The organism is Haladaptatus rarus, from assembly GCF_054177585.1.
In genome coordinates this window covers 186,494-206,211 of the sequence record NZ_JBPEHG010000001.1, presented here as the reverse complement: position 1 = coordinate 206,211, position 19,718 = coordinate 186,494, and the positions used below count along the sequence as shown (strand labels likewise).

Below are 19,718 nucleotides of genomic sequence, written 5' to 3'. Positions count from 1 at the left end.
CGAATCTGAGTCCATAGTACGATGAGGCAGCTAGACACTCACTCACACACTCCCGCCAAGAGTGGTGCTGCCGTCGGTGTGATTCTCATTGTAGGGGTCTAACGCCCCTACTTACCACATCTCGAAACTGACGAATCAACATCCGACCGATAGCTGACCGACCATCATACCGAGAAGAATACGAATCATGACAAAAGACCGAGCGACAATGCGAGAGCTGAACCACACACCACCACACGCCGACTCTCCCGGATATTTCGACCGCGGGCCGCGACTGGCGACTGACGGTGGACGACCGAAACAGACGATGGCAGACGTCGACCACACACCACGGTACGAAGCACCCGGCGCGAATCGAGTCTTCGAACGTGGATACGAAAGCCAACGCTAGAAGATCGATTCAGAAAAGAGAGCCGCGCTGCATTTTTCCCCGTCCCCACCCCTCCGCATTCAGCGGAGCGGTTCTCTTCCACCGATGAGTTTCGTTGTATCCACGTGTTCGGCTCGTGCGCCCCCCTTTTTCACTTCTGTGGCGGTCATGCATTCGAGGCACCCGAAGACCTCGTTTTCGTTGTTTCCGAACACGCGCGCGAAGTCACGAGTCACGAATGACCCGCAGCTTCGGCACCGATTTTCAGCGACGGTGTCGTTTCGACCAGTGATCCGGCTGTCTGTCGTTGTCATAGTGAGCCTCGGCGATACGTGTAACAAGAGCGTGGGTACTTTGTTATCCGGTCGCTGTACATGAGAAAGCAACCCCTGTCGTTTCGAAAGATGGGGCTACGAAGCCGGTAACCGGTGGTTACCCGACAAACGCGAAGACTGTATCCGATCCACAGTGAGGAATAGCGGGCGTGAAATCAACAGTGGCCTATGCTTTAATGACGGTCGCGGACGTTACTTCTACTGATGCCGAAGATAACACTCGACGAGGAGACCGTATCGCGTCTCGACAGCCTTCGGGTCGAAGACGAATCGTACGACGAGATCGTCACCGAACTCATCAACATCTACGAAGCCGAGGAGTTGACGCTGTTCCACGGCGGGGACTATTCGAGCGACTGAGGCGACCGGGCGATGACCGTCTCACCCGCGCGAACGCGTTCTCCTTTTCCGACTGCCACGTCCGTCACGTCGAACGACTCCGGGAGGAGCACGTCTGCGCGACTGCCGAACGCGATGTGGCCGAGTCGGTCACCGCGCGCGAGCGCGTCGCCCGCCTCCACGTAGGGGTGGATGCGGCGTGCGAACGCGCCAGCGATGAGCGTCAAGTCGTACTCTGAGAATCTGACGTGGACTTTCTCGTTTCTATCCGACTCCTTGCTGAACGCCGGTCGGTGTTTGCCGGGTTCGTGCTCCACCGACTCAACCATCCCTGCCAGCGGTGCGCGATTGACGTGAACGTCGGTGACGTTCATGAACACGCCCACTCGGACGCGGTCCCCCTCCTCTCTGATGACCGATACTCGGCCATCGGCGGGTGAGAGAACCCCCTCCGAGGGTGGCGTTCGGTCGGGATCACGGAAGAACAGCAGTATCGCGATACCGAGTGCGAGAAGGGCCAGCGTTCCTGGTGGCGAGAGGAACCCGACGGGTCCGGCGAGCAGAAACGGCGGGGCGGCGTACCGCCACGCATCGGGTGCGAGCTGCATTACTCCTGGACTGCCTTCCGAACTCGCTCCCACTTGTCGTGCGATTCGAGTCTGATCTGGAGTTCGTCGGCGTACTCCTGGGCCAGTCGCTCGGCTGCGGCGAGGCGGTCTTCGTCGATCCCGCTGTCGCCACCGCCCAATCCGAGCGCGTCTTTGACCGAACTGAAGACGCCCTTGCTCTCCTTCTTCGGCGACTTGCCCGCCATCGCGTTCATCTGCGACTGGATGTTCTCCATCTCTGGCATCACCTGTCGCACCTTGCTCGTATCGGCGATGAGGGTCGCCTGCTCGTCGTCACCCGGTTGCTGGATGTCGAACTCGACGGCGGTCATGATGAGTCCCCACTCCTGGCGGGAGAACTGCGAGTCGGCCACGCGCTGGGCGAACTCCCGGTCGACCGCCATCCTGTCCCCCACGATCATGTCTGTCCACTGCTGGCTGGTCATACCAGAAGATGACGTGGCGCGAGACTTGGTGCTTTCGTCTGCGACAGCAAGTGAATGGAGGTGGCGGAGAGACTGGCGTGATCACTCGTACAGATCCAGTCTCTCTCTTTTCATCTTCAGCACATCTTCAGTCGCTCGAAACGGAGGAACCGAAGACCGACAGTACGTTTCAGTACATTTCAGTACGTCCGGTAGCAGCCGTTCTGCGTTCCAGACAGATATCACGAAGCGCCGGTATGAACTCGATACGACCGAGAAACAGAAAGTAACAACGTAATTCTACAGGAAACCACTGCCGCAACCAAAACCGCATTCTCATCCGATATCTACTACACGCGCTCGCTACTCGTATGGGTAGCGTTTCTGCTGGCCGCAGTCGCAGGTAACGACGACGTGGTCGTCCTGTAATCGGACGCGGGCGTTCTTTCCAGGGCGGAGGTACGCATCGCACGAGTCGCACGTGAATCGCTTGAACTGGTGGGGGAGCGAGAGGCGGTGTCGCTCGGCGATTCGTCTAGCAAGCCGGACGTACTCCCGTGCTCGGCCGTCGTTACAGTCGGCGGCGGCGTCCCTCGCAAGTATCGCGAGATGCTCTATTCGCTCTTCAGCTACAGTCATTCGGAATGGGGGGGTGGGGGGTTTCCGGGGCGAGACAGGATAAGGATAGAAGTTTCCTGAATTGCCCCATGGGGGTCATTCTCTTGCTCGAACAAATACTTTTTGGTCGTTCAACGGGAGCTTTCCGAAACCAGTAATGGGCGGCTAGTTCATCCTACTGGCAGTGCGCGCACTCAACTATCTCGAACTGGAATCCCGGTTGCACCGGAGCGGCATCGGAACCGCCACGAAGCACCAGCGCAAGGCGCTTGCAGGGACTGACGTGGATGTCGTCACTTCGCCGTGGCGGGGTGGAACCCCGGTTCACGGGCTGGCTTCCCGAGCGGTAGGGAGTCGTTTCTTCGCCGAGTTCGACGTCGCTCACTGCAACGTCATCGGGCCGGGGTCGGTCACGGTCGCCCGCCACGCGAACCGCGCCGGGATTCCGCTCGTCCTCCACGCACACGTCACGCGCGAGGACTTCGCGGAGAGTTTTCGCGGCTCCACGCTCGTCGGACGGCCACTCGGGCGCTATCTGAAGTGGTTCTACTCGCAAGCCGACCTCGTTCTCTGTCCGAGCGAGTACACGAAGTCGGTGCTCGATTCGTATCCGGTAGACGCACCGATCCACCCGATGACCAACGGCGTGGACGCCGAATCGCTGGACGGCTTCGAATCCTTGCGCGACGAATACCGCGACCGGTACGATCTGGATGGGATGGTCGTCTTCGCCATCGGCAACGTCTTCGAGCGCAAGGGTCTCACGACCTTCTGCCGACTCGCACAAGCCACGGACTACGAGTTCGCGTGGTTCGGCACGTACGACACCGGCCCGCACGCCAGTTCGACGGTCAGAAAGTGGACGAACGACCCACCCGAGAACGTCACCTTCACCGGATGGGTCGAAGACAAACGCGGAGCGTTCGCGGCGGGCGACGTGTTCTGTTTCCCGGCGAAGGTCGAGAACCAGGGGATCGTCGTCCTCGAAGCGATGGCCTGCGGAAAGGCCGTCGTCCTCCGGGACATCCCCGTCTTCGACGAGTTCTACACCCACGGCGAGGATTGTCTCAAATGCGAGACGGAAGCCGAGTTCCGCCGCGCGCTGGAGCTACTCGCCCAGAATCCCGACCTGCGCGATCGACTCGGTGAGAACGCGAAGGAGACGGCCAGCGAACACAGTCTGGAGCGCGTCGGAGAGCAACTCGCGGCAACCTATCGCGAACTCGTCTAAAGTCACAAGCACTTAACACCCCCTACTCGAATCACGGGATAATGAGCCGATGGGTCGCCGCGTTCACGGATACGTACTTGCCGACGATAAACGGCGTAACCTACACGATACGGTCGTGGCGCGATTGCTGGGAGCGAAATGGGGGTCGGATGGACGTGGTCTACCCCCGTGCAGACGGCTACACACCGGAGAAAGGCGAACATCCTATCGGCAGTCTTCCCTTCCCCTTCTATGACGGCTACCGACTCGGCGCACCGCGCGTCCCGAAAGCAGTCCGTGACGCCGATATCGTCCACTCCCACACCCCGTTCGCCATCGGTCTCGGTGGTCTTCGACTCGCCCGCAAGGACGAGCGACCATTCGTGACCTCCTATCACACACCGACCGGCGAGTACGCAGACTATCTCGTCTCGAACGATTCCGCGGCAGAGTACATCGAACGCGCGTCGGTCGCCTACGAAAAGTGGTTCTTCGACCATTCGGACGCCGTCCTGACGCCGAGCGAATCCACGAAACGCCACATCGTCGAGACGGTTGGCATCGACGCCCCAGTCCACGTCGTCTCGAATGGGGTGGACGTCGAGCGATTCCACCCCGTCGAGATCGCGAATTTCGTCCGGAAGTACGACCTCGACGTCGACGAACCGCTCGTCGGCTACACCGGTCGCCACGGCTTCGAAAAGCGTCTCTCGGAACTCCTCGCCGCGGCGGACGGCATGGACGTCACCGTCGTCTTCGGTGGCGATGGCCCTGCCCGCAAGTCACTGGAGAAACAGGCGAGCGAGTGCGACGTCGACGTGCGATTCCTGGGCTTCCTGGACCGCGAGGAGATGCCCGCGTTCTACTCTGCACTGGACGTGTTCGCGTTTCCGAGTCCGGTCGAAACACAGGGACTCGTCGCACTGGAAGCCAACGCCTGTGGCACCCCCGTCGTCGGCGCGAACGCTGGCGCACTGGCGAACACCATCCTCGATGGAACGACTGGCTACCATTTCGAGAGCGGTGACGTCGATGGATTCCAGAGTGCGATCCGACGAGCACTGTCGGAACCGGAACGACTTCGAGAAGCGTGCCTCGCGCGGCGCGAAGAGATCAGTGTCGAACGCGCGGTCGAAGAGTTGGCTCGCGTGTACGATAACGTCGCTTAGAGTTCCATCCGTTCGACGATGTTGTCGGTTCCCTCGCGGACGTTCAGGGCGACGATCCGGATGTCGTCTTCTAGTCCTGATTTGTGGAGTTTCGCCTTGAGCAGGTTGTCCACCTGATAGACGCCCGCCGCGTTCAACATCTCGATCTCGACGAGGACTGGAACCGTGTTACCCTGTCGGAGCGTCACCCGTTGGATAGCCTGGCTGGAGACGGTGTTGATACCGCGCCCACCCTTCTCGTAAGGGATGCGCGACCGACCGTGCTCCATGTCGAGTGCGTCAGCGACGCGGATCACGCCCGCCTCGGTCGTAAGTGGGTCTTCTTCGGTGTGATGACAGAGGATGGCGTGGAGGATCTCGCCTTTCATCCGAACTACCTCTGCGGTGTCGTAGAAGTTCGGGAGTACGCGGTCTAACACGTCCGCCGCGAGCGGAATCGAGTAGTAGGAGTGTGAATCCCGGTGGACGATGTGGCCGATGTCGTGGAGTGCCGCCGCGAACGCGACGATGACGCTCTCGTCTTCTTCGGCCAGCCCCTGGTCTGCCGCGCCGTTGAAATCGACGCCGCCGCGTTTCAGCAGGTCGTAGAGCAGCAAGGCGCGATTGCGGACGATCTCGATGTGTTTCATGCCGTGGTCGTTGTACCCTTTGCGCGCGACTGCGTTGACGTTCTGGGCGTCGAGGTAGGTCTGAATCTCGACGTCGTTGTCGATGAACTCCAACACCTCGTTCAGCTTTTCGTCGGGGAAAGCGTGATCGGCCGTCGGGTCGTAGGCCCGTCGGCCGTTCTCCGTCTCTCCTTCCATTTCCGTCTCGTCCATAGTGGAACCACTCGTTCTGACGCAAAAAGCTCTCGGGCAGGCGGGGTCTCGTCCCTGTTTTTCCGTACAATCGAACGACCGGGACACACCGCACAGTAGCAAAAAGCCTATAATTGCGAATGGGTAAGCAACAAGTAGAGGATGTACGAAATGATACCACTATTCGGGCCGGTTCCTGGCGGGATGGAACTCGCGGTGATCTTGCTCATCGCGGTGCTCCTGTTCGGTGCTAACAAGATCCCGAAGCTCGCCCGTTCGACGGGTGAGGCGATGGGTGAGTTCAAGAAAGGACGGCAAGAAGTCGAGGACGAACTCCGCGAGATGCAGGAATCTGGAACGTCTTCCAGCGGTAGCAGCGAGATCAACGACAACGAGTCGGCGACGCGCGTGGACAGCGAACCAGAGACCGAGACGGAATCCGAAGAGTAATCGTTTTTTCTGCTCCGGGTCGTGTTTTTTAAGCAGGGCGTGTGGCCTAGCGGATAGGGCGAGAGGTTCCTAACCTCTCGACCGCGGGTTCGAATCCCGCCACGCCCGTACAGCGAACCGACAGGAGCAGGCATTCCGGTGAAAGATTTATTATCTGTCACTGTTCAGTAAGAATTGCGGTAACGTCTGGTAACGTGTACCGCACAAACCACGTCAGGCATCGCTGGCTCCGTCACGTCGATGGGTTCATCGAGACATCGCCGGGATCGGGCCAGTTCTCTCCCTATCGCGCGGTAGTATCACGATCAGTAACGTTTCTAAACCGCAGGAGATAGAAACCGCTAGACTCGAAACTGATACGTACAAAAGCGACATTCCATACATGTATATTAATTTTAACAAGGCTTTTTAATGGATTAGTGAATGACGATACTCAATGGCAAGCGACGAGTCCGAAGCGCTCGGGAGTGGGGGGCCCGACGACGCTGGCCCTGACGGGGTCCGCCTCGCCGACGGGTTGCCCACCCGTGTCACCCTCGGAACGTACACGTGGGAGGACTTCAAGGAGGAGTACTTCTACGAGAACGGGGGTCCCCCTACCAACTGGCGCGGAAAACCCCGACCGTTTCCCGCCGAGGAGTTCCTCGGCTTCGACCCTGAAGAGACCGAATCCCGTATCGAAGACGCGGCGGGACGAGCGGACGCACTTGGAACGTATTTCGAAGCCTTCCTCGATCCCGAGGAGACGCCGGTCTCACTCGGTGAGTACCTCTGGGAGCATTTCCGCTACGAGTACTACTACGACCCCGACCGCGAGAAACCACACGAGAAACCCCGTGACGAGGACGGGAACGTCGTCGAGTTCGAGAAAGCCGACTGGCTCGGTTTCGAGGAAGACGACCTCCCGAATCTGCTCACAGAGGGTGCGGCGAAGGCGGGGAAACTCCTCGAAGTCGAGGACGAGCGAACGCTTGACGTGCCCGAGGAGTTAGACGAAGACGGCTTCTTCTCGACCGTCGAGGGCTATACGACGGTCGCCAACCGGTACGACCTGGAAAAGGCGGTCGCACTTCCGAAGAAATCCCATTTCCGCGAGATTGACCGCTACTGGGTGAACAAACCGTACTCGTTCGTGGTCGTCTTCCACTCCGAGAAAGAAAACGAGCAGAAGTACTACCTCGTCGAGCCGTATCAAACTCGGATCGAAGACGATCTGCGGGAGTTCCTGACCGGGAAGCTCCGAACCTCCATCAAATACTCCAGCGACGAAGTGGTCGTCGAGGCCGACGAGGAAGACCGCGAAGCGGTCATCGAGCGCGAAACCCTCCGTCTGCTCTCGCGTTACGACCTCTACCAACCCGGAGACGACGAGATCGCGGAACTGCTGACGGAGACACTGACTCGATACGACCACGCACGCGAGACGTGGAATCAGTACACTGCCGAAACGCGGGCACAGACGGGGGAGACGATTCGAACCCTCCGCGAGTAAACGGCCCCGTACCTCGAACGATTCCGCAGAGACGAAGCGAAATCTGAGGCGAGCGACATCGACGAGGAGACTGACAAGGACGCGAGCGAATCGGCTGAAGATCCGTATCTGGACGACGCAGAACTGTCGGGCGACGACGAGACAGAGGAGTTGACCCCGGACGTCGACGAAACGGAGGAGCAAAACACAGATGCCGACGATGCGGAAGTTACCCCGAAAGCCGACGACGCGCTGACCGCTTCGAATACCGAATCACAGAGTTCGCGCGGACTCAGCAGGCGGTGGAACGAACTCCTCGCGGAGCGCGTCGGTGACGAGAGCCTTCGGCGGGCGGTTCGCACCCACATCGAAGATATCATCGAGGAACACGAGGAAGACGACGAAGACGGCGAACTCGACGGCATCATGGCTCGCCCAGAGCCAGTCCTGCTGGCAGAAGACGCCGACACGCTCACCGAGTATCAGGTCGAAAAGTTGCTCTACCTGCTGAAACGAGACTTCATCGGCTACGAGCGGATCGACGGCATCAAACACGACATCAACGTGGAGGACATCTCCTGTGACGGTTACAACTCGCCCGTCTTCGTCTACCACACCGACTACGAGCAGATCATCACGAACGTCCACCACGGCGAGTCGGAACTGGACGATTTCGTCGTCAAACTCGCCCAGCGCTCCGGGAAAGGTATCAGCAAGCGTCAACCACAGGTGGATGCGACCCTTCCCGATGGCTCTCGTGCGCAGTTGACGCTCGGACGTGAGGTGTCAGACCACGGGACGAACTACACCATCCGTCAGTTCAAGGACGTACCGTTCACGCCCATCGACCTCATCAACTGGCACACGTTCTCGCTCGAAGAGATGGCGTTCCTCTGGCTGGCCATCGAGAATCACCGGTCGCTCATCTTCGCGGGCGGGACGGCGTCCGGGAAGACGACCAGCCTCAACGCGGTCTCCCTATTCATCCCGAGCAATACGAAGATCGTCTCCATCGAGGACACGCGCGAGGTCGAACTGCCACAGCGAAACTGGATCGCCAGCGTCACCCGACCATCGTTCTCCGACGACGACAAGGGCGACGTGGACGAGTTCGACCTGTTGGAGGCCGCGCTCCGCCAACGTCCGGATTACATCGTGATGGGTGAGATCCGCGGCGAGGAGGGTCGCACCCTCTTCCAGGTCATGTCCACCGGCCACACGACCTACACCACCTTCCACGCCGACACCGTCGGAGAGGTGCTGAAGCGGTTCACGACCGAACCCATCAACGTCTCGAAGACCCTCCTTACCGCACTCGATCTGGTGTCCATCCAGACACAGACTCGCGTCAAGGGGAGCAAGGTGCGTCGAACCAAATCGCTCACGGAGGTCAACCACTACGACACGGAGAACGACGAGATCAACGTCAAGGACGTGTTCCAGTGGCGCGCCGAGACCGACGAACACGAACATCTCTCCGGATCGAACACCTTAGAGGAGATCAAGTTCGACCGCGGATGGGATCAGGACCGTCTCGAAGACGAACTCCTGAAACGGCGAACCATCCTCGCCTACCTCATCCACAACGGGCTGAACGAGTACACGCAGGTCGCGGCGACGATCCAGGCGTTCATCAACGACCCGGACACCATCCTCGCGTTGGTGGCAGCCGGAAAACTCGAAGATAGTCTTGCCGACCTCCGCGAGATGGAGAGCGTTCTCATCGACATCGACCCAGAGAAAGAGGAGATGGTGCCTCGACCCGACCCGGACGCGGAGATCGCCGAACTTGCGGAGGACATCCTCGATACGGCAGAAGAGCAGTTGTTCGACCAGTATCGGGGCGTAGACGTATCCGAAGACGGCCTGGCCGTCGCACTCGCCGACACTGCGAAACCCACGGACGATTCCGCCCACGCGTTCGACCAGGAACCGGTACTCGGCGATGACCCGTTCGGTGAGTTCGAAGAGGCGACGTTCGCAGATGACGAGGACGAAGTGATGTTTGAGGAGGACGACAAATGAGCCTCGGTTCTGCCACGCAGGGTGACACCAGTGCTGACTCCCTCGCGGACGCCTTCTACCCGCTCTACGACCGCCTCTTCGACGAGAACAGCGACTTCGTCGCGGATCTCGAACACAAACTCGCCGAAGCGAGGATGCCCGAAACGGCGGAACTATACCTCTCGCGTGGGCTCGCAGTCGGAACGCTCGTCGGCCTCGTGTTGTAGTTGATCGGTCTCCTGCTCGGCTACCTGCTCATCTCGGTCGGTGCGGTAGGGCAGGGTGTCTGGCTCGGTGTTCCGGTGTCCGGCGCGATGGCCGACCTGCTGAACGCGCTCAAAGTGCCAGCGCTCGTGTTGGGAACCGGCGTGGTTCTGGGCGCTATCGGGTTCGCCGGAGGGTTCGGAACTATCGTCGCTATCCCGTACAATCGAGCGTCGGCGCGAAAGCGAGAGATCAACATGCTCCTCCCGGACGCGATCTCGTTCATGTACGCGCTCTCCATCGGCGGGCTGAATCAACTGGAGATTCTGGAGGCGATGGCGAAAGCCGACGACACTTACGGTGAAGTGTCACACGAGTTCAAAAGCATCGTCCAGGAGACGGACTACTTCGATACGGATTACCGAACTGCCATCCGGAAGCGGGCGCTCGAAACGCCGAGCGACGACTTATCGCAGTTTTTCACCGACATGCTCTCGATCGTCAACAGCGGTGGGAACATGACCCAGTTTCTCGACGACAAGAAGGACAAGTACATGCGGACGGCGAAACAGGAACAGGAGTTGACCCTCGAAACGCTCGAACTGTTCGGCGAGATGTACATGACGCTCTCGCTGTTTCCCCTCCTCCTCATCATCATCCTCGTCATCATGAGCATGCTCGGCGAAGCCCAGCAGTTCCTGTTGTATGCGACCGTGTACGGGTTGATCCCGCTCACCGGCGTCGGCTTCCTCGTTCTCGTCTCGACTGTGAAACAGGACGAGACGGGCGACGGCTACCTCGACCCCGGCGACGGTGGCGACCGGCTGGAGACCATCTCGGGTGCAGGACTGCTCCACCTCGGGCTCGTCGAGGAGTTCGTCGGCGAATTCTCGGTGTTCGACCGCATCAAGAGCCGAGAAGGAACGCACACCACCATCGAACTCCTGAAACGCCCACACCACTTCTTCCGGGACAATCCGCTGTACGTCCTCGGCATCACGGTACCAACGTCGATGGTGCTCGTCGCCAGCGCGGCGTGGACCGGAACCGTCCCCTCCTCTATCGACGGTTTCGTCGCGAACCCCATCTGGACGACGTTCATGTACGTGTACGTCCCGGTGTACGTGAACGGCGTGCCACTCGCCGTCTTCCGGGAGTGGAACGTTCGGTCGCGCCAGAAGGTGACGCGAAAACTCTCCGACAACCTCCGGAAGCTATCGAGTGCGAACGACACCGGACTTACACTCCTCGAATCCATCAAGACCGTGGCGGAGACCTCGTCGGGGAAACTCGCCGAGGAGTTCGACCAGATCCACGCCAAGGTGGAGTACGGGATGAGCATGAAGACAGCGTTCATCGAGTTCAACAACCGGTATCACCTCCCGCGTCTCGCACGGACGGTCAAACTCATCAGCAAAGCACAGGAAGCGTCGAGTCAGATCAGCGCCGTCCTGACGACGGCGGCACAGGCGAGCGAGAATCAAGACGACATCGCGCGCGAACGGCGCTCTCGTGCGCGGATGCAGGTCGTCTTCATCCTCATGACCTATCTCACCCTGCTCGCGGTGATGGCCATCTTGAAGGTGAAGTTCCTCGACGTGATGGCTGGACTGGCTGGCCAGGCGTCGGGGGCGAACTCACCAGGTTCGATGAGCTTCGGCGGAAACGTAGACACGACCACGCTGTCGATGCTCTTTTTCCACGCCGTGACGATTCAAGCCATCCTTTCGGGATTCATCGCGGGCTACATCCGCGATGCTGACTTGCTCTCCGGCGTGAAGTTCGTCGTCGTCCTGCCAACCGTCGCCCTCCTCACGTTCGCGTTCATCTAACCATGAGAGGCCAGACGAGCATTGACTTCATGGTCGGGATGAGCGTCTTCTTGCTCACGGTCGCGTTCGTGTTCGCGACGCTTCCGAACACCTTCGCACCCTTCACGAGTGACAACAGCGCAGACCTCCTCACTGCCGATCGTGTCGGCGCACACCTCGCCGAAGGGAAACTCGCCCGACAGAACCACTCGAGCATGCTGAACAAAACCCGTACTGAGCAGTTCTTCAAGACACCGGAAGACGAGCTTCCCGCCGAACTTGGTATCGATTCGAACCGGCATGCGAACGTCACTATCGAATCAGAAGGGTCGATTGAGAAACTAAACGGAACTGAACTCAGCGCAGGGCCGCCAGTTCCAACTCGTGGCTCCGTCGTCGTCGCATCACGCCTTGTCTCACTTAACGGCGAGGAGTACACGCTCTCCGTGAGGATCTGGTAACATGGACAGAGCACAAGCACATACACTGGAGGCCTTCACCGCCGCACTGCTCGTCGTCAGCGCGGTCGTCTTCGCGCTCCAAGCGACGGCGGTGACGCCACTCACTGCGAGTACGTCGAACCAGCACATCGAGAATCAGGAGAAAGCGATTGCAGATGATTTGCTTTCGGTGACCGCTGCAGACGGCCGACTCCGGGAAGCCGTGCTCTACTGGGACACAACGAGTGAGCAATTCGTTGGGTCGAACGACGAGGGCGTCTACGCGAACGGTGGGCCGCCGAACGCGTTTGGCGACGTGCTGAACACGACGTTCGGAAACGTGTCGATGAACGATCCGTCCGGAGACGTGGTGAGCACCCGTGGTCGAATCGCCTACAACGTATTTGTCGTCTATCGACTGCCAAATGGTGAATCTCGCCAGCAAACCATGGTATACATGGGGTCGCCGAGCGATAACGCCGTGGTCGCAACCCGGACGGTCACGCTCTTCGACGGCGAATCTTCGAGTGAACGTGACGATAGCGTCGCCGCGTGCCGCAGCATGGAAGCGATACTTCGACCAGGAGGGGTTGAAGAAGATCGACGGGGACGCCAGCGACGGAAGAGTGACATATCAGTTCAAATCCACTGCCCGTGTCGTCGTGCCAGAAACTGTCGCTGCGTTTGAACTGAGGCGCTAGGCTGCAGTGACGTTCACCTGATTAACGGAGATGTGGAGATAGGTCAACCGCGGAATATCTCTCATACCGGCGACTGGTTCGGTACTTCGTAGTTGTTCGTCGAAATGGATCGACCCGCCTGATTGAAGCGTCGTCGGGCCGCTCCCAACAATCGCGCCGAAAACCCTGCCGTGTGACGTGATCTCCACTGACCCAGTCTGCGACGGCGTCCCGGGTGCGTATATCAACCCGACGAACTTCGTATCCTCACCCTCAACCAGGACTTCGAGACCGGGTTTCGAGTAAACGCGGAGCGCCGGTGATTTGTGGCCGACGAGATCACCGACAGTTGCGCCGTTCGTGACGGAGAAGTCCTGCCCACTCATGTAAATCGTGACTGATCCTGCATCTGGATCGGTCACGTCCACATTAACGTTACTCCACTCGACGCTGCCGTCGATTGTGAGTACGATGTTTCCGCTGGACGTGTTGAACTTGAGCGTTTGTCCGGCCCCTAAGTCTCCCTCATCGAGATAGTAGTGTCCGGATTCGAGCTCAAGCGTTGACTGCGAATCGTTCTAGGTATTGTCCGACTCAATAGCAGTTGTGTTTTCGTTGTTGCTGTTCGACGGATCGCGGAATGTTTCGATTTTCTTGTGCACGAAACTTCCGATTGGTGCAATGTCGGGGACGCTTCCGTACCCGGCAATCCACCCATGAACTTGCGGACAGGTGTTCTGACCACCGCCCTTGCACGTCGGTGCGACGCCACCGTATGAAAGGTTGCCGTGGAGGTCGGTTGACCCGCTGCCGGATATCTCGACAGTCCCTCCGCCCGTAATGAGGTCACCGTAGACCTGCGCACCACCACTCATTTCGACGCTCCCCTGAGTCATGATTGACCCGTTGGAGGAATTACTGACGGAGTACTTACCGATCGATGAGTTATAACTATCTGTAAATGACGACCCGCCAGAGCCTAGGATTTGCATCTGATCTGGCGTCGTAGACGCGATCGAACTCTCTACATCGGGAATTTCTTCTCCGACGAGAAGGGTAATCGTGACTGTCTTCAACGCATGATCGTACGTGACTGATCCCCCGGTTCGCGTCTCGAAAAACTGCCCCCACGCCCGATAGTACGCGCTCTGAACAGTGACGCTCACCTCACCTTCCTCCATCGGATTCGCTAGCGTCCCGTTTATTGGATACATCGTCTGCGACCCATTTGACGTGAGTTCGAGGTTCGAATCGAGTGCACCTTCCCCACCGACGACGACCAGCGGAAGTGTAAGCGTCCTCTCTCGGTAGTGGAACTCTGGTGGCGAGACCATGGTCGCGCCGCCGCCGGTCTTTCGCCAGACGCCACCACCTTGGTAGGCAATCGTCGTGTCGCCGTTCCGGTAGACGACCGCGCCGAGCGACTGATTCATCACCTCGACTATCTCACCAGACCCGTCCTCAGCAGTCCGATTGATTTCGATTTGCATCCAGCCGGCGTTCGTCCGGGTGAGTGTCCGACCATCGTTCTCGACGCCAAGGTTCACCCGTTGGGTGTCGGTTCCACCGATGCCGACCAAACTAGCTTTGGAATCGAGTTGTGTCATCGCGTGTTCCGCGCTGTTGAGTTCGGTTACACGCTTCGAATCGTCTAACATCGACGATCCAAACGCGACGATGAGTCCCATCCCTGCGATGGTAATTCCGAGGAGGAGGACGACACCCAGTGTCTCGGTCTGGGCACGGGTGGACGGAGTGGTCATGCCACGACATCTTTCGTCACGTGTAATAAATATCCGCACTTATATAGAAAAATTATCACGTTTTTCGTCGGTGATGGGAGGGATTTTCGGTTCGGTATCTTCTACAATTGACTTGTCATTCGAAGTGGCTTGCTCACGAAGGCAGAACTGGTTCCCTCGGTCGTCTATACGTATCGAATATGGCTCGAACTTCGACGCTCGTCATGCTCGTTGGTGTCGTGATGTTCTTCATCCCGGAACCGATAACGTCCGGCCTCGCCATCCTCGTCATCCTGGCAGGTGTGGCGATGCGCCTCCTCGGTTGATCGAAACGCAGTTTTAAGCCTCGGAACGTAGAACTGTTTCTCGATGGGACTGTTCGACGCGGTACGACGAATCTTCACGGTCGAGGGAGACGAGTATCGCTGTCGTCGCTGTGGCCGAGAGTTCGCGTACTCAGTCGAGTTGTCGAATCTACGCTGTCCGTACTGCGATTCGGCGGATATCGAGCGGATGGCACCATCTGAAGGGGAAGCCGAAAACGGGAGTGCGCGGGGGTAAATCCTTTGTGGTGAAATCGCACGGTCGTCGGCTCTTAGAAATATAATAATTCGTCCTTATCGAACGTATAGCAAAGCTATCAAGTCGGCGTGTGTCTGCTGGAGGAACAGATGAGATGAGACAGTCCGCCGCAGTGGTCGTATCGCTACTGATCGTTAGTTCGCTGTTCGCCGTCGGAACACTTGCAACAGGGAGTGGCTCGTCCGACGGAGTGACGGAGATCGATTCCTGTACCGACATCGAATCTCCGGGAACGTACGTCCTGACCGAGGACATCGAGAACAGCAGTACGAACGCCTGTATCGACATCCGGTCGAGTGACGTGGTGCTGGACGGGCAGGGCCACACTGTCGATGGCGAGTTCGACCTCATCGACGGTATCGTCACGCGCGACAGCGCACGGACGAACGTCACCGTCGAGAACGTCGTCGTCACCGACTGGCAGAACGGAATCACGCTCACGAGTGACGAGAGCCGACTGGAGAACGTGACAGTCACCAACAATGCCGTCGGTGTGGTGTTCCGGGGCACAGACGATGCCGTCCTCGCGGACAGCACGGTCTCGAACAACCGCCGATACTCGGCGGACGGTTCCGGGTTCGGTATCCGAATCGTCGGCGACTACTCGTTCACCAAAGGGGACGACCACTCCTCGAACGTCACGATAACCGGGACCGTCGTCTCGGAGAATTACGTCGGAATCACAGCTTCGGGAAGTAGCCACACTATCGAGAACAGCAGTATCACCGCGAACGGTGGTGGCCCGTACTGGGCCGAAACCGGTGGCATTCGGCTGACCAACACGACCGATATGCACGTCGTCGGAAACGAAGTCGAAGACAACGACCTGTACGTCGGGCCATCGTCCGTGCTCCCGGTTCGAAACATCGTTCTACGAAACAATACGTTATCGAACGCGACGCTTTACGCTGAGTACGCACCGAACACGACTATCGTCGGAAATCACATCCGCTCTAGCCCCGAGTCCGGCATCGTTGTCGGTGAGGACGCGAGCGATAGCCGTGTCGTCGGTAACGTCGTCCAGAACACGACCGACGGAGTTCGCATCGCCACGGCGGGACGGGCCGGTAGCGTGCTCGTCGGTGAAAACGTCCTGCACCAAAACGAAGATGGAGTCGAGGTGTACGTCTCGAACGGTTCCGTTCGAATTCTCGGGAATCAGCTTGTGAACAACACGAACGGAGTCCGTATCGGCGGAAGTTACGACAACGCAGACAACACCGAGATCCACCGCAACGTCATCGCCGGGAACGAGAAGTTCGGCGTCCTGAACAAGGATAACGACGTGGTGGACGCGACCCGGAACGACTGGGGCGCGAGCAACGGGCCATCGAGCGTGGATAGTTCGGGTGACGAATGCGAGGATACCGAGAGCGACGGTTCGCTCGAAGACCCGATTACGGGCCGTCTCGCCGACGATGACGGTGATGCGGTCTCGGCGGGGCTGACCGCTGGCGTCTCGAACGTTCACTTCGACCCGTGGCTCTCGACGGATGAGACGGATGCCGGTGACGACGGAGGCGTGGGAGACGCCTGACCACTCCCCGTTCTCGACCCCTCGAAACGGCCACCAAAATTCATAGTTCTTCTCGACTAACCTCTCGTCGTGTTCGAATCTGACGAGTCGTTCGTCGCCGCCCTACACTCCCAACTCGGCCCTGCACTCCAGGTAGTCGCGGATTCGCGTGAAGGGAGATACGATCTGTTGTACACCCGGGAAGACGTCTCTGGCAGGTTTCGGTCGGAGGATTTCGACCGCATCCACGACGACTCACTGCTCGCCAGGACGGAACGCGAGAACGTGGAAAACATCTTCCGGATGGGGAACCTCAACTTCGCGATCTACACCTTCGACGTGGGAGTCGTATTGCAGTTCGCCGAGGGCGACCGGGAGTTGTTCATCGTGTTCGACGACGCTGAGGTAGAGCTGCTTCAGGTGGTCGAACTGTGTTCACAGTGGCTTCGGTCGAACGTCTGACCGGATGAAAATCGGTAGGCAGTTCCGGGTACCGTTGCGTCTGCGGCGCGTCTACGTCGCGAGTATCGCCGCCATCGCGGCGAGTCGAATCGTTCCGCGGTCGCACTCGTACTTGTCAGTCACCGTCTCAGCTCGTTCGCAGTCGAATTTCATCGTTCACCCTCGCCAGCCGTCGTGTGGCAGACGACACGTACCGATAGGTGAACGTCAGCGTGTGTCTCGGCGCACGCCAGAGCGCCAACAGATCTGAACCCGCGTTTCGTGTCCGGGGAGGTGAATCGCATCCTCCGATTCGATCGGTTCCGAATCGGTGCTGTCGTCTGCCATCCGGTGGGACATCGACTTGGTTCGCGGTGTGGTAATAGATGACGGGGCAGCTGTCCTGGGTGACGAAGTTGTCAGAACTATCGTTAGTAGTATGCGACCACTTAACTATCCTTGCTGCGAATCTCATTCGTGAGTGAAGAACCCGGGCGACGGAACCTCCGCATGCCCAACGACGACGAACTGTTTGCTGTGGTGACCGACATGCTTGGGAAAAACCGGGTCCGTCTTCGTTGTGACGACGGCAAAGAACGGATGGGCCGTATCCCCGGTCGGATGCGAAAACGAATCTGGATCCGGCAGGACGACATCGTGCTGGCCGAACCGTGGGACTGGCAGGACGAGAAGGCCGAAGTGACGTGGCGATACACCGGGCAGGACGCCGACCAACTTCGGCGAGAAGGCCACATCGAATAATCGACCATCGATCATGCGCCACGATAGACGTGGCGACCACTGATTCTCCAGACCGAAACGTGATTCGCTGGTCGAACCGACCTCGCCTGTGAGCCGACCTTGACCGTGACCCGACCTCGACTGTCAGGTTCGATGGGCGAGTCAGGTCTCGCGAATCACTATCCCGTAGAACGGTTTGATCGCACAGTAGCCACTCGGCGCTTCGTCACAGACGAAGATGTTCGCGATGCGGTACTCGCTTCGCGGGAGCTGTTGTCGCGTGCTCCAGACGATTCCCTGTCGTCCACTCGGTTCGCCCTGTTCGATCTTGGTGAACAGGTAGCGGAAGATCAACTTCTCCTCCCGGAAGCAACCGGATTCGGTCGGGCCGAAGGTTCCCTCCACTCGCTCGACCAGCAGTCGGTCGTTCACGTCCGGCGTGGGGTCGTCTTCAGCAGTGATGTCACAGGTGTAGAGGAGCCGTGCCGGGCCGTCGGTCTCGTCTGGGACGGTCTGCTCGACCGCTCGGTCGTCGATCTCCTCGGACGTTCGGTCGTCTGTCTGGGAGTTGGCCGTGGCCGTCACGACGGTCGTGGCGGTGGCTCCGGTGGCGATCTGGCGAAGCAGAGTGCGTCTCGTTGTTCGATTGTTCATCGTTATCACTCACCACCCTTCGGTTCGTGGGATACCACAGGGGTGTGATTAGGTGTTTTGGTGAATGTGGTTCGCCGGACGCTGACCTCTCCTCTAATTTCATATATCTTTATTATAATTCTGTTCGAATTACTCGTAATGTACCGGCGAACTCGACATCGGATGTACGATATGTTCGAGGTCGGCGCTGGTGGACGAACCGGGCGATACATCGATTCGTTCATCATGGCGCTCATCGTGGCGAACGTCACTGCTGTCGTCGTCGAAACCATCGACCCGCTCTATTCGGCGTACCAGTACGAGTTCTACCTGTTCGAACTGCTGAGCGTCGTCGTCTTCTGTCTCGAATATCTCGGTCGGTTATGGGTTGCGACCGAAAACGCCGCCTATCGCCACCCCATCGCGGGGCGAATCCGGTATGCGCTGACCCCGTTCATGCTCATCGACTTCCTGGCTATCGTGCCGTTCTTCCTCGGCTTCGTCGTCGTCGATCTGCGATTCCTCCGGATGCTTCGCCTGCTTCGCTTCCTTAGGCTGTTCAAGCTCGCTCGCTACTCCAGTTCGATGCAGATGTTCGTCACCGTCATCCTGGAGAAGAAAGAAGACCTCGTCATCTCATTCTCGGTCGGTGGCCTCCTCCTGCTCTTTGCCTCGTCGCTGATGTACTTCGTGGAGCACGAGGCCCAACCCGAGGTCTTCAGTTCAATCCCTGCCGCGATGTGGTGGGGCGTCGTGACGCTGACGACCGTGGGGTACGGCGACGTGTATCCCGTGACGCTAACCGGGAAGTTACTGGGTGCATTGGTTGCGGTCGTGGGGATCGGTCTGTTCGCGCTTCCGGCGTCTATCTTGGCTTCTGGGTTCGTGGAGGCTTCGACGAAGGGGAAGACGTACACCTGTCCGCACTGTGGAGAAGGTGTTCACGAGCACGAACTGCAGGAAGTTGAGTGAGCGATGATTTTTCGTCTCGACAGATAGCGGGTTGAACAACTTTCGGCGGTAGAAATTTCACCGTGAACAAAGGCTTGGAAGTCGCAGCCCGCGCAACGCAGTGAGCAGGAACGTCTTCCGGTGCTTTTGGTCCAGCTTTTCAGGGAGCAAACAGGAG

21 protein-coding genes, 1 tRNA gene and 4 pseudogenes are annotated in these 19,718 nt (G+C 58.9%); 18 read left to right on the top strand and 8 right to left on the bottom strand.

Going from position 1 to position 19,718, the window contains the following annotated elements; genetic code table 11:
• The first annotated feature begins 187 nt into the window (after positions 1–187).
• The gene (locus tag ACR3FE_RS01110) at positions 188–391 is read left to right on the top strand and encodes a DUF7989 family protein (protein WP_458204733.1); all 204 of its coding nucleotides are present in this window, start codon (positions 188–190) and stop codon (positions 389–391) included.
• 59 nt (positions 392–450) lie between these two features.
• On the opposite strand, the gene ACR3FE_RS01105 is transcribed toward ACR3FE_RS01110, so the two are convergent.
• A complete protein-coding gene (locus ACR3FE_RS01105) occupies positions 451–684 on the bottom strand; it encodes a DUF7563 family protein (RefSeq protein WP_458204731.1) in 234 nt (77 codons plus the stop codon).
• Between the two features lie 225 nt (positions 685–909).
• On the opposite strand from ACR3FE_RS01105, the gene ACR3FE_RS01100 reads away from it, so the two are divergent.
• A complete protein-coding gene (locus ACR3FE_RS01100) occupies positions 910–1,065 on the top strand; it encodes a DUF7557 family protein (protein ID WP_458204730.1) in 156 nt (51 codons plus the stop codon).
• Here the strand turns inward: ACR3FE_RS01100 and ACR3FE_RS01095 are convergent.
• From ACR3FE_RS01095 to ACR3FE_RS01085, 3 genes are all read right to left on the bottom strand, one after another.
• Entirely contained in the window at positions 1,050–1,652 is a 603-nt protein-coding gene (locus tag ACR3FE_RS01095; protein ID WP_458204728.1) for a protein sorting system archaetidylserine decarboxylase, read from the bottom strand. The two genes, ACR3FE_RS01100 and ACR3FE_RS01095, sit on opposite strands and share 16 nt — an antisense overlap.
• A complete protein-coding gene (locus ACR3FE_RS01090) occupies positions 1,652–2,098 on the bottom strand; it encodes a DUF5799 family protein (protein ID WP_458204726.1) in 447 nt (148 codons plus the stop codon). The genes ACR3FE_RS01095 and ACR3FE_RS01090 overlap by 1 nt, the downstream gene beginning before the upstream one ends.
• Before the next feature lie 342 nt (positions 2,099–2,440).
• Entirely contained in the window at positions 2,441–2,716 is a 276-nt protein-coding gene (locus ACR3FE_RS01085) for a ribonuclease P protein component 4 (protein ID WP_458204724.1), read from the bottom strand.
• 163 nt (positions 2,717–2,879) lie between these two features.
• Here ACR3FE_RS01085 and ACR3FE_RS01080 point away from each other — a divergent pair, with 163 nt between their 5' ends.
• Positions 2,880–3,926, top strand: a complete 1,047-nt coding sequence (locus ACR3FE_RS01080) for a glycosyltransferase family 4 protein (RefSeq protein ID WP_458204722.1) — start codon at positions 2,880–2,882, stop codon at positions 3,924–3,926.
• A 41-nt stretch (positions 3,927–3,967) separates the two neighbouring features.
• Positions 3,968–5,074, top strand: coding sequence for a glycosyltransferase (locus tag ACR3FE_RS01075; RefSeq protein WP_458204721.1), 1,107 nt, complete (start codon positions 3,968–3,970; stop codon positions 5,072–5,074).
• Here ACR3FE_RS01075 and ACR3FE_RS01070 read toward each other — a convergent pair.
• Positions 5,071–5,895 carry an HD domain-containing protein gene (locus ACR3FE_RS01070; RefSeq protein WP_458204719.1) on the bottom strand — a complete coding sequence of 275 codons (825 nt, stop codon included), beginning with the start codon at positions 5,893–5,895 and terminating at the stop codon, positions 5,071–5,073. The two genes, ACR3FE_RS01075 and ACR3FE_RS01070, sit on opposite strands and share 4 nt — an antisense overlap.
• 150 nt (positions 5,896–6,045) lie before the next feature.
• Here ACR3FE_RS01070 and ACR3FE_RS01065 point away from each other — a divergent pair, with 150 nt between their 5' ends.
• From ACR3FE_RS01065 to ACR3FE_RS01030, 8 genes and pseudogenes are all read left to right on the top strand, one after another.
• On the top strand, positions 6,046–6,324 hold the full coding sequence (locus tag ACR3FE_RS01065) for a Sec-independent protein translocase subunit TatA/TatB (protein ID WP_458204717.1): 279 nt from the start codon (positions 6,046–6,048) through the stop codon (positions 6,322–6,324).
• 35 nt (positions 6,325–6,359) lie between these two features.
• Positions 6,360–6,432, top strand: a tRNA-Arg gene (locus tag ACR3FE_RS01060).
• Between the two features lie 328 nt (positions 6,433–6,760).
• The gene (locus tag ACR3FE_RS01055; RefSeq protein ID WP_458204715.1) at positions 6,761–7,816 is read left to right on the top strand and encodes a hypothetical protein; all 1,056 of its coding nucleotides are present in this window, start codon (positions 6,761–6,763) and stop codon (positions 7,814–7,816) included.
• A gap of 387 nt (positions 7,817–8,203) precedes the next feature.
• Positions 8,204–9,820 (top strand): annotated as a pseudogene (locus ACR3FE_RS01050) (type II/IV secretion system ATPase subunit); the annotation flags it as partial.
• Positions 9,817–11,835: pseudogene (locus ACR3FE_RS01045) on the top strand (type II secretion system F family protein). The pseudogenes ACR3FE_RS01050 and ACR3FE_RS01045, both read left to right, overlap by 4 nt.
• Positions 11,836–11,837: 2 nt before the next feature.
• The gene (locus ACR3FE_RS01040) at positions 11,838–12,275 is read left to right on the top strand and encodes a DUF7287 family protein (protein WP_458204714.1); all 438 of its coding nucleotides are present in this window, start codon (positions 11,838–11,840) and stop codon (positions 12,273–12,275) included.
• A gap of 1 nt (position 12,276) precedes the next feature.
• Positions 12,277–12,783, top strand: a pseudogene (locus tag ACR3FE_RS01035) (DUF7288 family protein); the annotation flags it as partial.
• Positions 12,680–12,955 (top strand): DUF7289 family protein, encoded by a 276-nt coding sequence (locus ACR3FE_RS01030; protein WP_458205993.1) that lies wholly within the window; start codon positions 12,680–12,682, stop codon positions 12,953–12,955. The pseudogene ACR3FE_RS01035 and the gene ACR3FE_RS01030, both read left to right, overlap by 104 nt.
• Here ACR3FE_RS01030 and ACR3FE_RS01025 read toward each other — a convergent pair.
• Together ACR3FE_RS01025 and ACR3FE_RS01020 are read right to left on the bottom strand one after the other, a co-directional pair.
• A pseudogene (locus ACR3FE_RS01025) lies at positions 12,952–13,491 on the bottom strand (DUF7305 domain-containing protein); the annotation flags it as partial. The gene ACR3FE_RS01030 and the pseudogene ACR3FE_RS01025 overlap by 4 nt on opposite strands.
• Positions 13,492–13,512: 21 nt before the next feature.
• Positions 13,513–14,697 (bottom strand): DUF7289 family protein, encoded by a 1,185-nt coding sequence (locus ACR3FE_RS01020; RefSeq protein WP_458204713.1) that lies wholly within the window; start codon positions 14,695–14,697, stop codon positions 13,513–13,515.
• 179 nt (positions 14,698–14,876) lie between these two features.
• Here ACR3FE_RS01020 and ACR3FE_RS01015 point away from each other — a divergent pair, with 179 nt between their 5' ends.
• From ACR3FE_RS01015 to eif1A, 5 genes are all read left to right on the top strand, one after another.
• Positions 14,877–15,002 (top strand): transporter, encoded by a 126-nt coding sequence (locus tag ACR3FE_RS01015; RefSeq protein ID WP_458204712.1) that lies wholly within the window; start codon positions 14,877–14,879, stop codon positions 15,000–15,002.
• Positions 15,003–15,045: 43 nt separating this feature from the next.
• Positions 15,046–15,237 (top strand): TFIIB-type zinc ribbon-containing protein, encoded by a 192-nt coding sequence (locus ACR3FE_RS01010; RefSeq protein WP_458204710.1) that lies wholly within the window; start codon positions 15,046–15,048, stop codon positions 15,235–15,237.
• A gap of 115 nt (positions 15,238–15,352) precedes the next feature.
• Positions 15,353–16,795 (top strand): right-handed parallel beta-helix repeat-containing protein, encoded by a 1,443-nt coding sequence (locus tag ACR3FE_RS01005; protein ID WP_458204709.1) that lies wholly within the window; start codon positions 15,353–15,355, stop codon positions 16,793–16,795.
• 69 nt (positions 16,796–16,864) lie between these two features.
• Positions 16,865–17,236 carry a DUF7522 family protein gene (locus ACR3FE_RS01000; RefSeq protein ID WP_458204708.1) on the top strand — a complete coding sequence of 124 codons (372 nt, stop codon included), beginning with the start codon at positions 16,865–16,867 and terminating at the stop codon, positions 17,234–17,236.
• A 456-nt stretch (positions 17,237–17,692) separates the two neighbouring features.
• The gene (eif1A, locus tag ACR3FE_RS00995; protein WP_458204706.1) at positions 17,693–17,977 is read left to right on the top strand and encodes a translation initiation factor eIF-1A; all 285 of its coding nucleotides are present in this window, start codon (positions 17,693–17,695) and stop codon (positions 17,975–17,977) included.
• A 141-nt stretch (positions 17,978–18,118) separates the two neighbouring features.
• Here the strand turns inward: eif1A and ACR3FE_RS00990 are convergent, their stop codons facing one another.
• The gene (locus ACR3FE_RS00990) at positions 18,119–18,610 is read right to left on the bottom strand and encodes a hypothetical protein (RefSeq protein WP_458204704.1); all 492 of its coding nucleotides are present in this window, start codon (positions 18,608–18,610) and stop codon (positions 18,119–18,121) included.
• Between the two features lie 138 nt (positions 18,611–18,748).
• On the opposite strand from ACR3FE_RS00990, the gene ACR3FE_RS00985 reads away from it, so the two are divergent.
• On the top strand, positions 18,749–19,561 hold the full coding sequence (locus tag ACR3FE_RS00985) for an ion transporter (protein WP_458204703.1): 813 nt from the start codon (positions 18,749–18,751) through the stop codon (positions 19,559–19,561).
• Positions 19,562–19,718: the final 157 nt, after the last annotated feature.

Bases quoted from the DNA above. Each gene is read 5' to 3' on its own strand.
- ACR3FE_RS01030 (WP_458205993.1), top strand. From the start codon at position 12,680: ATGGTGAATCTCGCCAGCAAACCATGGTATACATGGGGTCGCCGAGCG.
- ACR3FE_RS01075 (WP_458204721.1), top strand. From the start codon at position 3,968: ATGAGCCGATGGGTCGCCGCGTTCACGGATACGTACTTGCCGACGATA.
- ACR3FE_RS00990 (WP_458204704.1), bottom strand. From the start codon at position 18,610: ATGAACAATCGAACAACGAGACGCACTCTGCTTCGCCAGATCGCCACC.
- ACR3FE_RS01040 (WP_458204714.1), top strand. From the start codon at position 11,838: ATGAGAGGCCAGACGAGCATTGACTTCATGGTCGGGATGAGCGTCTTC.
- ACR3FE_RS01100 (WP_458204730.1), top strand. From the start codon at position 910: ATGCCGAAGATAACACTCGACGAGGAGACCGTATCGCGTCTCGACAGC.
- ACR3FE_RS01085 (WP_458204724.1), bottom strand. From the start codon at position 2,716: ATGACTGTAGCTGAAGAGCGAATAGAGCATCTCGCGATACTTGCGAGG.
- ACR3FE_RS01020 (WP_458204713.1), bottom strand. From the start codon at position 14,697: ATGACCACTCCGTCCACCCGTGCCCAGACCGAGACACTGGGTGTCGTC.
- ACR3FE_RS01010 (WP_458204710.1), top strand. From the start codon at position 15,046: ATGGGACTGTTCGACGCGGTACGACGAATCTTCACGGTCGAGGGAGAC.
- ACR3FE_RS00985 (WP_458204703.1), top strand. From the start codon at position 18,749: ATGTACCGGCGAACTCGACATCGGATGTACGATATGTTCGAGGTCGGC.
- ACR3FE_RS01005 (WP_458204709.1), top strand. From the start codon at position 15,353: ATGAGACAGTCCGCCGCAGTGGTCGTATCGCTACTGATCGTTAGTTCG.
- ACR3FE_RS01110 (WP_458204733.1), top strand. From the start codon at position 188: ATGACAAAAGACCGAGCGACAATGCGAGAGCTGAACCACACACCACCA.
- ACR3FE_RS01015 (WP_458204712.1), top strand. From the start codon at position 14,877: ATGGCTCGAACTTCGACGCTCGTCATGCTCGTTGGTGTCGTGATGTTC.
- ACR3FE_RS01090 (WP_458204726.1), bottom strand. From the start codon at position 2,098: ATGACCAGCCAGCAGTGGACAGACATGATCGTGGGGGACAGGATGGCG.
- ACR3FE_RS01070 (WP_458204719.1), bottom strand. From the start codon at position 5,895: ATGGACGAGACGGAAATGGAAGGAGAGACGGAGAACGGCCGACGGGCC.
- ACR3FE_RS01065 (WP_458204717.1), top strand. From the start codon at position 6,046: ATGATACCACTATTCGGGCCGGTTCCTGGCGGGATGGAACTCGCGGTG.
- ACR3FE_RS01055 (WP_458204715.1), top strand. From the start codon at position 6,761: ATGGCAAGCGACGAGTCCGAAGCGCTCGGGAGTGGGGGGCCCGACGAC.
- ACR3FE_RS01105 (WP_458204731.1), bottom strand. From the start codon at position 684: ATGACAACGACAGACAGCCGGATCACTGGTCGAAACGACACCGTCGCT.
- ACR3FE_RS01095 (WP_458204728.1), bottom strand. From the start codon at position 1,652: ATGCAGCTCGCACCCGATGCGTGGCGGTACGCCGCCCCGCCGTTTCTG.